General features: G+C 39.9%; 13 protein-coding genes. 7 read left to right on the forward strand and 6 right to left on the reverse strand.

All coding sequences use genetic code 11. The features are described 5' to 3' along the window. The first annotated feature begins 130 nt into the window (after nucleotides 1-130). Complete coding sequence (locus tag C9E88_RS06615) at nucleotides 131-454, forward strand: gamma-glutamylcyclotransferase family protein (protein ID WP_106985829.1); 324 nt, start codon at nucleotides 131-133, stop codon at nucleotides 452-454. A gap of 172 nt (nucleotides 455-626) precedes the next feature. Then, nucleotides 627-1,817 carry an MFS transporter gene (locus C9E88_RS06620; protein ID WP_106985828.1) on the forward strand — a complete coding sequence of 397 codons (1,191 nt, stop codon included), beginning with the start codon at nucleotides 627-629 and terminating at the stop codon, nucleotides 1,815-1,817. 162 nt (nucleotides 1,818-1,979) lie between these two features. On the opposite strand, the gene C9E88_RS06625 is transcribed toward C9E88_RS06620, so the two are convergent. Beyond that, on the reverse strand, nucleotides 1,980-2,441 hold the full coding sequence (locus C9E88_RS06625; RefSeq protein ID WP_106985827.1) for a DUF441 domain-containing protein: 462 nt from the start codon (nucleotides 2,439-2,441) through the stop codon (nucleotides 1,980-1,982). 152 nt (nucleotides 2,442-2,593) lie between these two features. On the opposite strand from C9E88_RS06625, the gene C9E88_RS06630 reads away from it, so the two are divergent. After that, complete coding sequence (locus C9E88_RS06630; RefSeq protein ID WP_106985826.1) at nucleotides 2,594-3,310, forward strand: pseudouridine synthase; 717 nt, start codon at nucleotides 2,594-2,596, stop codon at nucleotides 3,308-3,310. 135 nt (nucleotides 3,311-3,445) lie between these two features. Here the strand turns inward: C9E88_RS06630 and C9E88_RS06635 are convergent, their stop codons facing one another. From C9E88_RS06635 to C9E88_RS06645, 3 genes are all read right to left on the reverse strand, one after another. After that, complete coding sequence (locus C9E88_RS06635) at nucleotides 3,446-3,889, reverse strand: GNAT family N-acetyltransferase (protein ID WP_106985825.1); 444 nt, start codon at nucleotides 3,887-3,889, stop codon at nucleotides 3,446-3,448. Nucleotides 3,890-3,982: 93 nt separating this feature from the next. After that, nucleotides 3,983-4,324, reverse strand: a complete 342-nt coding sequence (locus C9E88_RS06640; RefSeq protein ID WP_106985824.1) for a type II toxin-antitoxin system RelB/DinJ family antitoxin — start codon at nucleotides 4,322-4,324, stop codon at nucleotides 3,983-3,985. A gap of 106 nt (nucleotides 4,325-4,430) precedes the next feature. Next, complete coding sequence (locus C9E88_RS06645) at nucleotides 4,431-5,342, reverse strand: pseudouridine synthase (protein WP_227865891.1); 912 nt, start codon at nucleotides 5,340-5,342, stop codon at nucleotides 4,431-4,433. A gap of 129 nt (nucleotides 5,343-5,471) precedes the next feature. On the opposite strand from C9E88_RS06645, the gene tsaE reads away from it, so the two are divergent. The 4 genes from tsaE to hfq all read left to right on the forward strand — a co-directional run bounded on the left by tsaE (nucleotide 5,472) and on the right by hfq (nucleotide 9,477). Further along, on the forward strand, nucleotides 5,472-5,942 hold the full coding sequence (gene tsaE / locus C9E88_RS06650) for a tRNA (adenosine(37)-N6)-threonylcarbamoyltransferase complex ATPase subunit type 1 TsaE (RefSeq protein ID WP_106985822.1): 471 nt from the start codon (nucleotides 5,472-5,474) through the stop codon (nucleotides 5,940-5,942). Continuing rightward, nucleotides 5,939-7,918 carry a DNA mismatch repair endonuclease MutL gene (mutL, locus tag C9E88_RS06655; protein WP_106985821.1) on the forward strand — a complete coding sequence of 660 codons (1,980 nt, stop codon included), beginning with the start codon at nucleotides 5,939-5,941 and terminating at the stop codon, nucleotides 7,916-7,918. The genes tsaE and mutL overlap by 4 nt, the downstream gene beginning before the upstream one ends. Before the next feature lie 6 nt (nucleotides 7,919-7,924). Beyond that, nucleotides 7,925-8,869, forward strand: a complete 945-nt coding sequence (miaA, locus tag C9E88_RS06660) for a tRNA (adenosine(37)-N6)-dimethylallyltransferase MiaA (RefSeq protein WP_106985820.1) — start codon at nucleotides 7,925-7,927, stop codon at nucleotides 8,867-8,869. A 92-nt stretch (nucleotides 8,870-8,961) separates the two neighbouring features. Then, a complete protein-coding gene (gene hfq / locus C9E88_RS06665) occupies nucleotides 8,962-9,477 on the forward strand; it encodes an RNA chaperone Hfq (RefSeq protein WP_106985819.1) in 516 nt (171 codons plus the stop codon). A gap of 106 nt (nucleotides 9,478-9,583) precedes the next feature. Here hfq and C9E88_RS06670 read toward each other — a convergent pair whose 3' ends face one another. Then, on the reverse strand, nucleotides 9,584-10,903 hold the full coding sequence (locus tag C9E88_RS06670) for a peptidylprolyl isomerase (protein WP_106985818.1): 1,320 nt from the start codon (nucleotides 10,901-10,903) through the stop codon (nucleotides 9,584-9,586). Beyond that, nucleotides 10,903-13,386 (reverse strand): LPS-assembly protein LptD, encoded by a 2,484-nt coding sequence (locus C9E88_RS06675; protein ID WP_106985837.1) that lies wholly within the window; start codon nucleotides 13,384-13,386, stop codon nucleotides 10,903-10,905. Before C9E88_RS06675 ends, C9E88_RS06670 begins: the two co-directional genes overlap by 1 nt. Nucleotides 13,387-13,483 lie beyond the last annotated feature (97 nt).

Here is a 13,483-nt window from a genome sequence, read left to right on the forward strand (position 1 = left end):
CTAAATATAGATTGAATTAATATTTTGATTCATAAATAAAGCCATTTATTTCCTCCGCTTTGGGTTGAAATAAGTGGCTTTTAAATTTGAACGTTAAAGTACAGAGACAATGAAATTGGAAATACACAATATGCAAAGTTTATTTGTATACGGCACTTTACGCCTCGGTGAGCCGAATGCACATGTGATGGAGCGAATTGGTGGCACATGGTTTAAAGGCTATATATTGGGGAACTTAGAAAATAGCGGTTGGGGTGCGGCTTTAGGTAGTCCTGGAATTCGTTTGAAAGATGATGGAAATCCTGTTCAGGGCTATGTATTTATATCTGAGCATTTAGAGGATCACTGGGAATATTTGGATGAGTTTGAAGGCGTGGAATATCATCGCCAAGCTGTGACCGTATATTTGGAAGATGGAAAAGTGATGCAAAGTCAGGTGTATGCTTTGATCTAATTGAATAAGTTTGAATGATACAAAATGAGAGTAATTAATAAATTATTTACTAAAATCTAATTTTTTTGGCTTAAATTATCGTAAATAGATATTAATTTATATTTTTCGACGATATTAATTAAATCTTATATTTGTTATGTTACTGCCTTATTCAAGTAAAAGATTTTATTAAATGTCAGCAAAAGTACAATGGTTTGCAAAGGATTTACTCATCATTGGTGCTGGTTTTGCCGCTGCGATGCATATTGGTAAATTACCCGCTGCTATCCCTATTTTACAGGCTGAGCTAGGCTTAAGTTTGGTGCAGTCGGGTTTACTATTGTCCTGTATACAATGTGCAGGGATGTGCTTTGCGCTGCTGATTGGTAGTTATGTATCAAAGTTAGGTTTAAAGCGTTGTGTGTTGTTGGGGCTCAGTTTACTCACTTTAGCCAGTATCTGTGCCGGACTCACGCAGTCGGTACTGTCTTTATTTAGCATGCGAATTATAGAAGGTTTTGGCTTTTTACTGGTTACCTTGAGTGGGCCAGCGCTTATTCGCGAGTTGGCACCTATACAGAGTTTACCGGCCAAAATGGGCTTATGGGCGGCTTATATGGGCGGAGGAGTAGGCATTGCTTTAATTACTGCACCTATGTTGATTCAAAGTTGGTCATGGTCTGTGGTTTGGTTTAGTTATGCATTCATTACATTGAGCTTTTTAATTGGTATTGCATGGTTTATTCCAAATACAACGCCTTCTTCACAAGCTGTACCGCTAAAATCTTTAATTAAACTTACATTGCAGCATCAGCCAGCATGGTTACTCGCGTTGATATTTGGAACTTATGCAGGGCAATGGTTTGCTTTGGTGGGCTTTTTACCGACGATTTATGAGCAAAATCATATTGCACCTACTTTGGCTGGATTGCTTACGGCAAGTGTATCTATCGCAAATGCCGTAGGTACTTTTATCTGTGGGTTACTGTTACAACGAGGCTTGCAGGCGAAGCTGCTGGTCATTTTGGGATTTGTTGTATTAATTGCTTGTGCACTACTTTTTTATACAGCAAAAGACAGTTTGCCTTTTATGCTGCAATACGTACTGGTTTTTGGCTTTTCATTATTTGGTGGCTTGGTAGCGGGAAGTATCTTTGCACAAGCCCTACATTTTTCCCCAAGTCCTATGGCTATTAGCACTACTGTGGGGATGATTTTACAATGTTCTGCACTGTCTCAATTTTTATTACCGCCAAGTATCGCATTATTGGTGTCTAGCACTGGAACTTGGTTGTGGGTCGGTGTGCTCATGAGTGTTCTGTCTATTCTGGGTATTGTGCTTACACAGCGCTTATTTGCAATTCAGCCCAAAACTTCTGCTTAAGTTTTTGGGGGGAGCTTTGGTTGGGAGGCATTCAAAGCCAACACATTAACTCTGTTGGCTTTTGCTATAACTAAGATGTGTGAAAGTACATACAACTTTTAATTATAGAAGAATAACTTTTTTGCCATTTGATCTTTTTAGGGCGAAGCTGATCAAGCTGTGTTATTGGCCAAGCCCAATAATGAGTGACAAAATACCTGCAGCAATTAATGGTCCTACAGGTACACCTCTTAATAAAGCAACCCCAGCAACTGTACCAATCAGTAATCCAGCAACAATATTAGGTTGATTACTCATCAGTTGTACACCACGACCACCTAACCAAGCCACAAATACACCAATAGCGATGGCAAATAAGGATTTCCAATTGAAAAAGGATTTCAAAATTTCATCGCCAGGTATTTTGCCACTGGCGATTGGTGTGAGTACACCAATGGTCAGGATGATGATGCCAATATTTAAACCATGCTGTTGCAGCAAAGGAAAGTATTCACTTAAAGGCGTAATACGAAACACAATGAGCACAGCTGCTGCAATGGTTACAGCAGTGTTATGACTAAAGACACCACACGCCAATAAAACAATTAGGACAATAAGGTTTAAATCAAGGTTGGAAAGGGTCATCACGGGAGATATAAGATTTGCATTGACAAGTAGAGTATAAAGCATATTTATACTGATCGTGGCTCAGGTCGATTTTCCGCTGCATTGTTTTGAGTTGGGTTTCAGATCATGATCCTTTAGAATATCAGGCGATTTATTTGAGATGTGCTTTTATGTTGTTGGAAAAAATGTTGCAGTCACAGGGCTTTGGTTCACGTAAATATTGCCAACAGTTAATTAAAAGCGGTGCTGTTCAAATTCATGGTGAGTTGATTGATAATCTCAAATATAAAGTAAATTTGGATCAGTTAGCGTTTCAAGTTTATGGTCAAAACTATGTTTATCGAGAAAAAGTTTATATCGCCCTACATAAGCCTAAAGGCTATGAATGTTCACATCAGGCGACCCATCATTTTAGTGTGTTTGAGTTTTTTGATGATGCGCTAATGAATCGAGGTTTACAGTGTGTGGGTCGTTTAGATCAAGACACAACAGGCTTGTTATTGTTAACGGACGACGGTCAGTTTTTGCAGGCTTTAACGCATCCTAAAAAGCATGTGCCAAAAGTTTATGAAATGTATACGGCCGATGATGTAACAGACGCGCAGCTACAACAGCTTGAGCTGGGTGTAGAGCTACGCAATGAAAGCGGTATATTTGCTGCTACAGAAGCTATACGCTTAGCAGAGAAGCAACTACGTTTTACTGTGCATCAAGGTGTGTATCATCAAGTGAAACGCATGGTTGCGGCTGTAGGGAATAAGGTAGAGCAATTACATCGGGCGCAGATTGGACAATTGGGCTTGGAACAGTTAAATCACTTAGCAGAAGGTGAGTGGGTTTATTTAACTGAGGCGCAAATTGAATTAGCAAAGCAACGCGCTGAATAGCTTTTTAAAGTTAAATTGACTGATATGTTGTGCATGCGTGGATTGGAACTACGCATGCGATTGATAGATGCTGTTGTTGCATGATTTTGTTTAAATACAAAGATCGCTGAATTTACAAAGATAACTATTTGGGGCTTATTTTAAAAAACAATGGTAGGTTTGAAATTCTTCATCTTTTACAAAACCCATAGACTCATATAATGCATGCGATTGAAAATTATTCTTTTGTGTTTCTAAGCTAATACGCTGCGCATTTTCATGGCGTGCAAATAAGATTGCAGTATCAATCAGTTGTTTGGCAGAGCCTTGACGCCTAAAGGCAGGTCGGACATAAACATCATCTAAGAGATAATAACGAGAACAAGCAACAGAAGAAAAACCTAAATACAGTAAGACAAAGCCCGTAAATAGATCATCTTTAATATGAATGAAGATCACACTTTCTTGATTAGCAAAGCGTTGTTTTAAAAACTGAAAAGAAAGGTCTAAATTGGAAGAAGCACCATAAAACTGGCGATATTCATCAAATAATATTGCAAGTTGCTTTAAATCTGATTCTACAGCGCGTCTTACAATCATGCTTTACTCCATGCTTAAAATTAGAGGGTTGCATGAAGCATAACGAATAATTAAAAAACTGTGATTTTTAAATTGTTTAAAAATACGACAGTGTTAAGTTTTGTCACCTTCGCCCAAAATGGCATTGAGTTCCTCAAAGATATCTAAATGCTCATCATCTAAATCTATATCGCTTGAAGTCATCATATTGTCTGCATCTGTTGCTGCCACAGATGATTTCACATCTTGTTGCTTCAGTTTGCGTAAACGAATTAATTGTTCAAGATTGATGTTTTGATTTTCAATCGAAAAGGGGATAGATTTTGTAAGTACAACTTGCTTGAAAAACAGACGCACAGCTTGAGCTGGTGTAATCCCCAGTTGTTTAAATACCGCAAATGCTTGCTTCTTTTCTTGGGAATCCAAGCGGATTTGGTAGACTTCAGTTTTTCTCATAATTTTAGAAAGCTTTTAAATACTTAACTTTTCGCATTTATTTTAATCTATTACACGCCAAATTCAATCCTTCAACTCATAAAAATATGAATTATTTGTAATGACATTAAGATGACAGTGTGAGGTCAAATGTGGAGCTTAAAGAGATCTGCTGTTTAGATAAAGGGTCGATAAACTTAATATGCTTGGCAAGTAATTGTAGTGGTGCGCTAAAGTCATGATCAGCTTTGTGCTTGACTTGCGGATAAAATGGGTCATTTTGAATCGGAATACCCAAGTGGCTAAGGTGTAAACGGAGTTGATGTTGTTTACCAGTATGCGGTTTGAGTAGGTATTTTGCCCACTGCTGATTATGCTCTAAGAGTTGAATTTCTGTTTCACTATTGGCTACGCCTTCTATTTGACGCATGGTATAAAATGGCTCACCTTTTTCCATTCTTAAACGAAGCGTAAGTGGCAGTTTTAAAGTGGGTAGATAGGGTGCAATCGCATGATAGGTTTTTTGCACTTTACGATCGGCAAATAACTGCTGATAGATACCGCGACTTTCAATGCACTTTGAAAATAAAACAATCCCTGCAGTTTCACGGTCAAGACGATGAATTGGCGTGAGATGCTCAATGCTAGTTTGTTTCTTTAAGCGAACCAAAAGCGTTTCTTGTACATATTGTCCTGTGGGACTAATAGTGAGAAAGTGGGGTTTGTCTACGGCAATAAAGTGTTCATTTTCAAAAATAATATGGTGTTTAAAAGGCACATGAATTTCATGTGTTAAAAACCGATAGTAAAACACGTGGCTATTTGGCTGAAAGGGACTATTTGCATTGAGTTTTTGCCCTTGCGCATCAAAGATCAGCCCATCTTGAAAACGTTGTAACCATTCTTGCGCCTCAATATGTGGAAATTCAAGGCACAAGTATTGGTAAATGCTCTGTGGTTGTGGCTGTAAAGCTTTTAAAAACACTTTACTGGCACTTACGCCATTAATCATAGGTGGTATGAAATTAGAAAGAAGCATGGGCATATTCAATAGGAGATGATGAGAGCGTTAAGCCGTGAAAAAATACACAAACTGATAGGCGAAAATAGGCTTTTAAAGCCATGCAATGCTATCATAATCAATCTTTATATTGGTGTCGTGAGTATTATGCAGTATTCATTTAATTTGGTTTTAAACAATGAAGAAGATACACAGAACTTAGCACAAGTTTTGGCACAGCATTTTAACTCAGGTGTTATACATTTAATTGGTGACCTCGGTGCAGGAAAAACAACCTTAACACGTTATTTTATGCAAGCTTTGGGACATCAAGGTGCGGTAAAAAGCCCAACTTATACCTTGGTTGAACCCTATAATATCCAAGGGCAAGATATTTTTCATTTTGACTTGTATCGTTTAAATGATCCTTATGAATTAGAACTGATGGGTATTCGCGATTATCTCGAAACCCCAAATGCGTTATTTTTGTTTGAATGGCCATCGAAAGGTGGTGATGAAATTCCTGCGCCAGAATTGTTGATTAATATTGAAAAGTCTGAAGATGAGCTAACGCGCTATGCGACTTTAAGCTTTGCTTCAGACAGTTTAAAAACAGCTTTAGAGAACCGTTTTTCATGAGTGAATTGAGTGTACGCCGTATTCGCACACTTGAGCCTGCATTAGCTAACCAAATTGCAGCAGGTGAAGTGATTGAACGCCCTTCATCTGTGGTCAAAGAATTACTGGAAAATGCCATTGATGCAGGAACCACAGAACTGATTGTTCGGGTTGAGCAGGGTGGCAGTACACTCATTGAAATTATAGACAACGGCCGTGGCATTCACCCTGAAGATTTACCTTTAGCTGTGATGCGTCATGCAACCAGTAAAATTCAGTCAGCTGAAGATTTGCAGGCAATTGTCAGTCTTGGCTTTCGTGGAGAAGCCTTAGCTTCGATTGCAGCTGTATCTCGCTTAACCTTAACCAGTAGTCAGACGGATGAAGGGGTCGGTTATCAGGTAGAGGTAAATGGTACGGCATTTGATCACCAACAAATTCAAGCAGTAGCAGCGCCACGGGGCACACACATTCGGGTACAAGATTTATTTTTTAATGTTCCTGCACGACGTAAATTTTTAAAGAAACCCGGTACTGAATTTGGTCATATTGAAGAAATCGTGCGTCGTCTAGCACTGACCCATTTTGATATTCGTTTTGTACTTGAACATAACAACAGCATTAAGCTGAATTTACCGATAGCTGATAGTGGTGAACTACGGTTTCAGCGAGTTCAACAGCTCTTAGGGCGTCAGTTTACTGAAAATGCATATTGGATGGATGCGGACAGCATCAGTATGCGTTTGAGTGGTTGGTTAGGCCATCCATCTGATGCGCGAGCGCAGGCAGATTTACAATATGTCTATGTGAATGGCCGTATTGTGAAAGATAAGACAATTTCTCATGCTTTGCGTATGGCTTATGAGGGAATTTTGCATGGGCATCAACATGCGGCCTATTTGCTCTTTTTAGAAGTTGACCCTGAAAATATTGATGTCAATGTTCATCCAACCAAACATGAAATTCGTTTTTTAAACCAACGCGAAGTGCATGAGTTTGTGCGACATTCTGCAAAAAAAACCTTGGCTCAATTTCAAACGGCTTCAGCAGAATTATCCTCTGCAATGAAGCAAGATATTGAACAGTCAATTGTACAGCATGCGCCTCAACCACGTTATCAAGAGCAGTTTGACTTGCATAAGCAGGCCACTACGCAAGCTCAGACTTTGACGCCGACAATGCCGCAACATGATGGAAACTTTCAGTTTGATCGGACTGTACCAGAAATGCGCCGTGATGGTACACAAGCGACAGCGACTGCTTATCAGTACAATGCACAATTAGGTGGCTCTGTACGGCTAAATAACGCTTTGCAAAGTTATTTGGCACCACTTCGAGCAACTGAAGATACATCAAGTGCTACAGCGCAAGAGATGAGTTTAGAGGCACATATTGCGTCTAAAGTAGATGAGCATCCATTGGGTATTGCGATTGCACAGCTACATGGTATTTATATTTTGGCGCAAAATACTGAAGGTTTGATTATTGTTGATATGCATGCTGCGCATGAGCGTATTGTGTTGCAACAAATGAAAGCTGCTTGGGATAAGCCTGAATTTTGGATGTCACAGCAGCTATTAATTCCTAAAGTTGTTCATATTAGTCGCATGCAAGCGATGCGAGTTGATGATCTAAGAGATCAATTGGCTCGTTTTGGCTTGGAAATCGACCAATATGGTGATGAGCAAGTGATTGTACGTGGTGTGCCTGCGATTTTACATAAAGCAAATCTGGAAGCCTTAGTACCTGAATTGCTAAATGATTTAGATCCGACTGATCAAGCGCAAGGTTTATTGCAACGTCGCGATGAAATTTTAGCGGGTATGGCTTGTCATGGGGCAGTACGCGCACATCGAATACTCAGCCTTTCTGAAATGAATGCTTTGCTTCGCCAAATGGAGCAAACCGAATTTGCCAGCCAATGTAATCATGGCCGTCCTACATGGCGTGCCTTTCCATTGGCTCAACTTGATAAACTTTTTGCTCGAGGAGAGTAGTTTTACATGTCAAATCAATTGCCGGTCATCAATTTAATGGGACCAACTGCAAGCGGGAAAACTGCTTTGGCATGCGAATTATACGAGCAAGGTGATTTTGAGTTGATTTCCGTCGATTCTGCGCTGGTTTACCAAGATATGGATATTGGTACGGCAAAGCCGACAAAAGATGAATTGGCTCAATTCCCGCATCATTTGATTGATATTATTTCACCACTTGAAGTGTATTCAGCGGCAAGCTTTGTTGAAGATGCATCTGCACTGATTGATGATATGCACACACGTGGAAAAACCCCAATATTAGTGGGTGGAACCATGTTGTATTTCAAAGCATTGCTTGAAGGCTTATCGAGTAATTTACCAAGTGCAGATTATGCAGTTCGTGCAGAAATTGAAGCGATGGGTGAGCGAGATGGCTGGGATGCTGTATATGCGCATTTGTGTCAGGTTGACCCATTGGCAGGTCAGAGATTTAAGGTGAGTGATAAGCAACGCATTATTCGCGCACTCGAAGTATTTAAGCTGACAGGTAAACCAATTACACAGCTTCAAGCTGAACAACCGAAGAACTTACCATATCGATACACTTTTCATAATTACGCTTTGCTACCTGATCGTATAGAGTTGCATAAAAGAATAGAAAAACGTCTCGAGATTATGTGGGATATCGGATTTTTAAATGAGGTTGAAGAACTCATGAAAAAATACGATTTAAACGAGGATTTACCTTCGATGCGCTCAGTCGGGTATCGACAAGCCATGGAATTTTTAAAAAATAGTGATAAAAGTATCGTAAATCGTAAAGAAATGGAGGATAGAGCTCTATTTGCAACACGACAACTTGCAAAACGTCAATACACATGGTTAAGATCTTTGCAAGAAACGCATAAATTTACAACATATTTAACGATTAAGCAGGCTCAAGAAGACTTGCGAAACTGTTACGGATAAAGCAAAATTTGGGTACTACCTTTTTTATAATTTTTAATTGAAAAATCAAAGGTAGTTTTTGCGCTGATTTTTAAATTTTTTGGAGTTATAACATGTCTAAAGGTCAAACTTTACAAGATCCGTTCTTGAATTCTCTCCGTAAGGAACGTATTCCTGTTTCTATTTTCCTTGTGAACGGTATTAAGTTACAAGGTCATATTGAATCTTTTGACCAATATGTAGTTTTATTAAAAAATACTGTAAGCCAAATGGTTTACAAACATGCGATTTCTACAGTAGTTCCTGCACGTAATCCACGTCCTGCTGGTGCTCCTGCTGGTGCTCAAGGCGCGGCTGGCTTTGGCGGTCAACAAGGTGGCTTCGGTGGCGGTCAACAAGGCGGCTTCGGTGGCGGTCAACAAGGTGGCTTCGGTGGTCAAGGTAGCTTCGGTGGTCAAGGTGGCTTCGGTGGTCAAGGTGGCTTCGGCGGTCAAGGTGGCTTCGGCGGTCAAGGTGGCTTCGGTGGTCAAGGTGGCTTCGGTGGTCAAGGTGGCTTCGGTGGTCAATCTGCTGGCTTTGATGGCGAATCAAAATTTGAAGATTCTCAAGAAGACGAAAATAATCGTTAATTGATACTTCATAAAAAAGCCTCTCAATTGAGAGGCTTTTTTATGACTTAATTTTAAAAATTAAGAAAAAAACCAGCATCGAGTGCTGGTTTTTTTTGCTCTAATATTAAGAGCGATTATTTTTACGATCTAAAGAAGGATCTTTGATGTCTACAAAAGCATTGTTACGCGTTTCACGTAACCAGCTGTCTAATTCAGCATCAAATTGACGTTCTCCAAGAATCTGGCGGGCCATGCGTTCTTGGTATTCTTTCGTCATGTCTTGTTGGCGAGTGTCTGTCACTTGCAGAATATGCCAACCAAATTGAGTTTGGAAAGGTTCAGTAATTTGGCCTTTTGGCGTAGATTGCATTTTTGCATCAAATTCTGGAACCATCATACCAGGCGTTACCCAGCCCAAGCTACCGCCATCACGTGCAGAACCAGGGTCATTGGAGAAAGTTCCTGCCAAAACTGCAAAGTCTTCCCCATTTTTTAAACGTGTATAAATACTATCAATTTGCTGTTTAGCATCTTCAGGGCTAACCACTTCAGAAGGTTGGATCAGAATGTGGCGAGTTTGAAATTGTGAAACAATCGCTTTTTGGTCTGCGCCTTTGCGTTCAATAAGCTTTAAGACATGAGTACCATCACGTACAGGAATCAGTTCTGTGGTTTGGCCTTCTTGGAGTGTACTCACACGTGCAGCTAATTCAGCAGGGATGTCTGATAAGCTACGGAAACCCATATCTGCGCCTTCAACTTTAACACCATTGGTACTAAATTTTTGATTAATGGCTTTAACATCATTGGAGTTATTGAGTTCGGCTTTCACTAGATTTGCTGTTTTTTCTACAGCGGCTTGGTCTGTTCCAGAAATACGAACATGTAACACATGCGCTTGACTGCCAATGGCAGCTTGGCCTTGCGGTGAGTTTAAGAAGTTTTTTACGTCCGAATCAGAAATGTGAATACGTGAAGTCACAATTTGTTGGCGTAAGCGATTAATCGCTAAATCTTCTGCAATACGATTGCGTAGACCTGCATAAGTATTCGGTGATAGGGCATCTAATTTTTGTTGGAAAGCTTCAAGACTAGTAGAACCTGAATCTTTAGCAACCTTTAATACAGCTTCATTAAGGCTTTTTTCATCTGGTTTAATGTTATAGCGCTTTACCTGTTCTAATTGTGCTTGGCGCGCAATCAGCTGTTCAAGTGCTTGTTGTTGTAAATATTGTTCTGGTGGAACAGTTTTTTTCTGTGCCTGTAATTGGTGTGTGAGTTCTGAAATGCTTTGCTCTAAGTCACTGCGTAAAATCACACCATTATCGACAACAGCAACAACTTCATCTTTAGGTTGGCCAGCAGCAAAAACAGGTACTGCAGCACTCAAACAAAGTGCGAGCGTTGTTGCTTTAAAAATGCGTTTTAATTGTGTTGTCTTCATTAACGTTCAGTCCAATTTTGATTGATATTGTTAAAACCTAAAATACGGTTTTCAAGCAATGATGAAAGTTTGTTATTAAAGCCACCTAAGCCTTTTAAGGTGAACTCAGCCATAATGGCACGTTTTGGGTTAACACCGTCATCTTTCACGTTATCTAAGTCGTTGTAGTATGAACGACCATAGACAGAAACACCCCAACAGCATGATTCATAGTTCACGCCAAGCAGATATTCACGGGCAACACTGTTGTCTAAGTCATATTGTGCATGACCAATAATACGCCAGTTATTGTGTACAGGTTGAATAAATGACGCTACTACTTGATCGTAGTGATCTTGGCGGTTTGGAATAGCACGACGGTTAAAATAGCCTAGGTTGTATAGGCTACCCTTATCACTTGTGTAATAGGCTTGAATATCACGTTCGGCATTATCACCGTTTGCCATCCATGCACTATTGGCATTGATGGTAAAGCGCTCTGATAATTGGCTAGTTAAGCTAACAACAGGGCCAGTGTGTCGTTCACGATCAAAATCATCGCTGGTGTTGTTGAGTGTGACACGACGATCTTCAAAGTAGAAGCTTTGACCAACACTTGCTTTTAAGCGTTCTAAGCCAACATCATCAAACAAGCTATAACTTAAGCCTAATGATGTGAAGTTGTTGTCTTCTAAGCGGTCATGACCATAGAAGCGGTATGGGCTAAATAATTGGTCATAGCTTACAGAGGCTGTAGCAGAGTCAAAGTTTGGGTGTGAGTCCTGATTGCGATATGGTGAATATGCGTAGAACACACGCGGTGTCAAAGTCTGTAAGAACTTACCTTGCTTTTCAAAGATTAAGCCAGCATCTAAAGTAAATTGTGGTACGGTAATAGATTTGGTTTCATTTGAAGAGTTGGTTTGTACAGCGTTGTTACCATTGCTTTGTAAGTAGTCAATCGTGTTCTTATCAAAGAAGGTGTTGACGTTACGTACAGTTGCTTCAGGAATCACAAATGCAAAAGGGGTGCGATAGTTGTAACGAACAGAGAAGTCGTTATAAATACGCGTACCGCTTGGCTCAAACGAATTTAAATTATTGTTATAAATGCTGTAGTCATTAATGTCTTTTTTGAAGTAAGCCGTGTCGTGGTTAAACTCATATTGTAAACCGAGTGGATTACCCGTTTTATAGTTAACCAAGAATTGCGGTAAACGCGCGTAAGGGCGATCTTCGTCTTTTACGGTTTTATCTAATGTTTGGAAGTCTTCGACTTTAAGCTGAGCCTTTAAACCAGGAATACCGTGTTTGTAGTTCAGTTCCCAAGCACGACGTAAGTTTAGGTCGGTTCTAGAGTTTGGGTTGTTATTTAAATCTGCAAAATAGTCTTTATCAGAGGCGTAGTTATAATCGAGGTTCGTACTAAATTGGTCGTTAATTTGCCAATTGTGTTCAGCGTGTAAGAATTTTCGATCTTTATCGTTGTAGCCACTATCTGATGGTAATGCACCCCCAGAAATTAAGCCTTGTCCAAAGTTTTGGGTAAGGTAACGGAATTCAGCTTCAAGCATTGCACCGCGGTCTGCCAAGAAACGAGGTGTAATAGTGGCATCGTAATTGGGTGCTAAATTTAAATAAACAGGTACACCAAGCTCTAAACCACCATCATTGGTAAAACCAAAGCTTGGAGTCAAAATACCCGTGGTACGACGCTCATCAATTGGGAAGTTGAAATATGGAACGGCCATCACTGGCACGTCTTTTACATAAAGTTTAGTGCCTTTGGTTTCACCACGACCCGTTTCTTGATTCAGCTTAATATGGTCTGCTTGAATTTTCCAAGTGGGCTTTTCATCTGGTGGACATGTGGTGTAGGTTGCGTTATCCAATTCCAGTGTAGATGTTGATGTACGTGAAATTTTATCTGCACGACCGTGAGCATGTTGCTGCTCAGCAATATAAAGGCTGTTATTTAAATCGCCTTGTTGGGTTTTGAGGTTGTAATCGACATTGTCACTTTGTGACAGTAGCCCAGATTGGGCCATTTGCACATTGCCTGAAGCATTTGCATAGGTTTTAGTTTTATCAATTTTGATTTGATCAGCACGAATTTGACGGCCTTCTTGATCAATAACGACATTGCCTTCAAGAGTTGAGTCGCCGTTTGGATCAAAATGACCATAATCTGCAGTAATTGTAGACGTTGCAGTTTCAGGAGAAGCTGCTTTTGTGTCTGAAGCAATTGGAGTTACCCAAGCACCTTGGCAATAAGCTGAACTCAGTTGATGGCCTTGGCGTTGCTGCGCTTCAGGCGCAGATTTATCTATATAGTATTGTTCAAAAAACTTTTGGCCAGGGTAGGTTTCAGTAATGCTTTTTTTAAGCTCTGCATTAGTGACAGTCGAAGCAGTCTGGTCAGCGGCATAGCCCGTGATGGAACTACCGCAAAGTAGAGTTAAGATCGCAGTCGCTAAAGGATTAAATTTAAACTGATGCTTCATTTGTCTCATTAACCAAGTATGCTTAATTGCAATTAATTATTGTCGCATCATAGAGAAAAAGTTGATAAGTGGCTACACTTAGCACTTTAAAAACTCA

Origin of the sequence: Acinetobacter cumulans (assembly GCF_003024525.3) — a bacterium.
Taxonomy (GTDB): Bacteria; Pseudomonadota; Gammaproteobacteria; order Pseudomonadales; family Moraxellaceae; genus Acinetobacter; species Acinetobacter cumulans.

Coding starts and splice junctions, on each gene's coding strand:
- C9E88_RS06615 (WP_106985829.1), top strand. CDS start 131: ATGCAAAGTTTATTTGTATACGGCACTTTACGCCTCGGTGAGCCGAAT.
- C9E88_RS06620 (WP_106985828.1), top strand. CDS start 627: ATGTCAGCAAAAGTACAATGGTTTGCAAAGGATTTACTCATCATTGGT.
- C9E88_RS06625 (WP_106985827.1), bottom strand. CDS start 2,441: ATGACCCTTTCCAACCTTGATTTAAACCTTATTGTCCTAATTGTTTTA.
- C9E88_RS06630 (WP_106985826.1), top strand. CDS start 2,594: ATGTTGTTGGAAAAAATGTTGCAGTCACAGGGCTTTGGTTCACGTAAA.
- C9E88_RS06635 (WP_106985825.1), bottom strand. CDS start 3,889: ATGATTGTAAGACGCGCTGTAGAATCAGATTTAAAGCAACTTGCAATA.
- C9E88_RS06640 (WP_106985824.1), bottom strand. CDS start 4,324: ATGAGAAAAACTGAAGTCTACCAAATCCGCTTGGATTCCCAAGAAAAG.
- C9E88_RS06645 (WP_227865891.1), bottom strand. CDS start 5,342: ATGCTTCTTTCTAATTTCATACCACCTATGATTAATGGCGTAAGTGCC.
- tsaE (WP_106985822.1), top strand. CDS start 5,472: ATGCAGTATTCATTTAATTTGGTTTTAAACAATGAAGAAGATACACAG.
- mutL (WP_106985821.1), top strand. CDS start 5,939: ATGAGTGAATTGAGTGTACGCCGTATTCGCACACTTGAGCCTGCATTA.
- miaA (WP_106985820.1), top strand. CDS start 7,925: ATGTCAAATCAATTGCCGGTCATCAATTTAATGGGACCAACTGCAAGC.
- hfq (WP_106985819.1), top strand. CDS start 8,962: ATGTCTAAAGGTCAAACTTTACAAGATCCGTTCTTGAATTCTCTCCGT.
- C9E88_RS06670 (WP_106985818.1), bottom strand. CDS start 10,903: ATGAAGACAACACAATTAAAACGCATTTTTAAAGCAACAACGCTCGCA.
- C9E88_RS06675 (WP_106985837.1), bottom strand. CDS start 13,386: ATGAAGCATCAGTTTAAATTTAATCCTTTAGCGACTGCGATCTTAACT.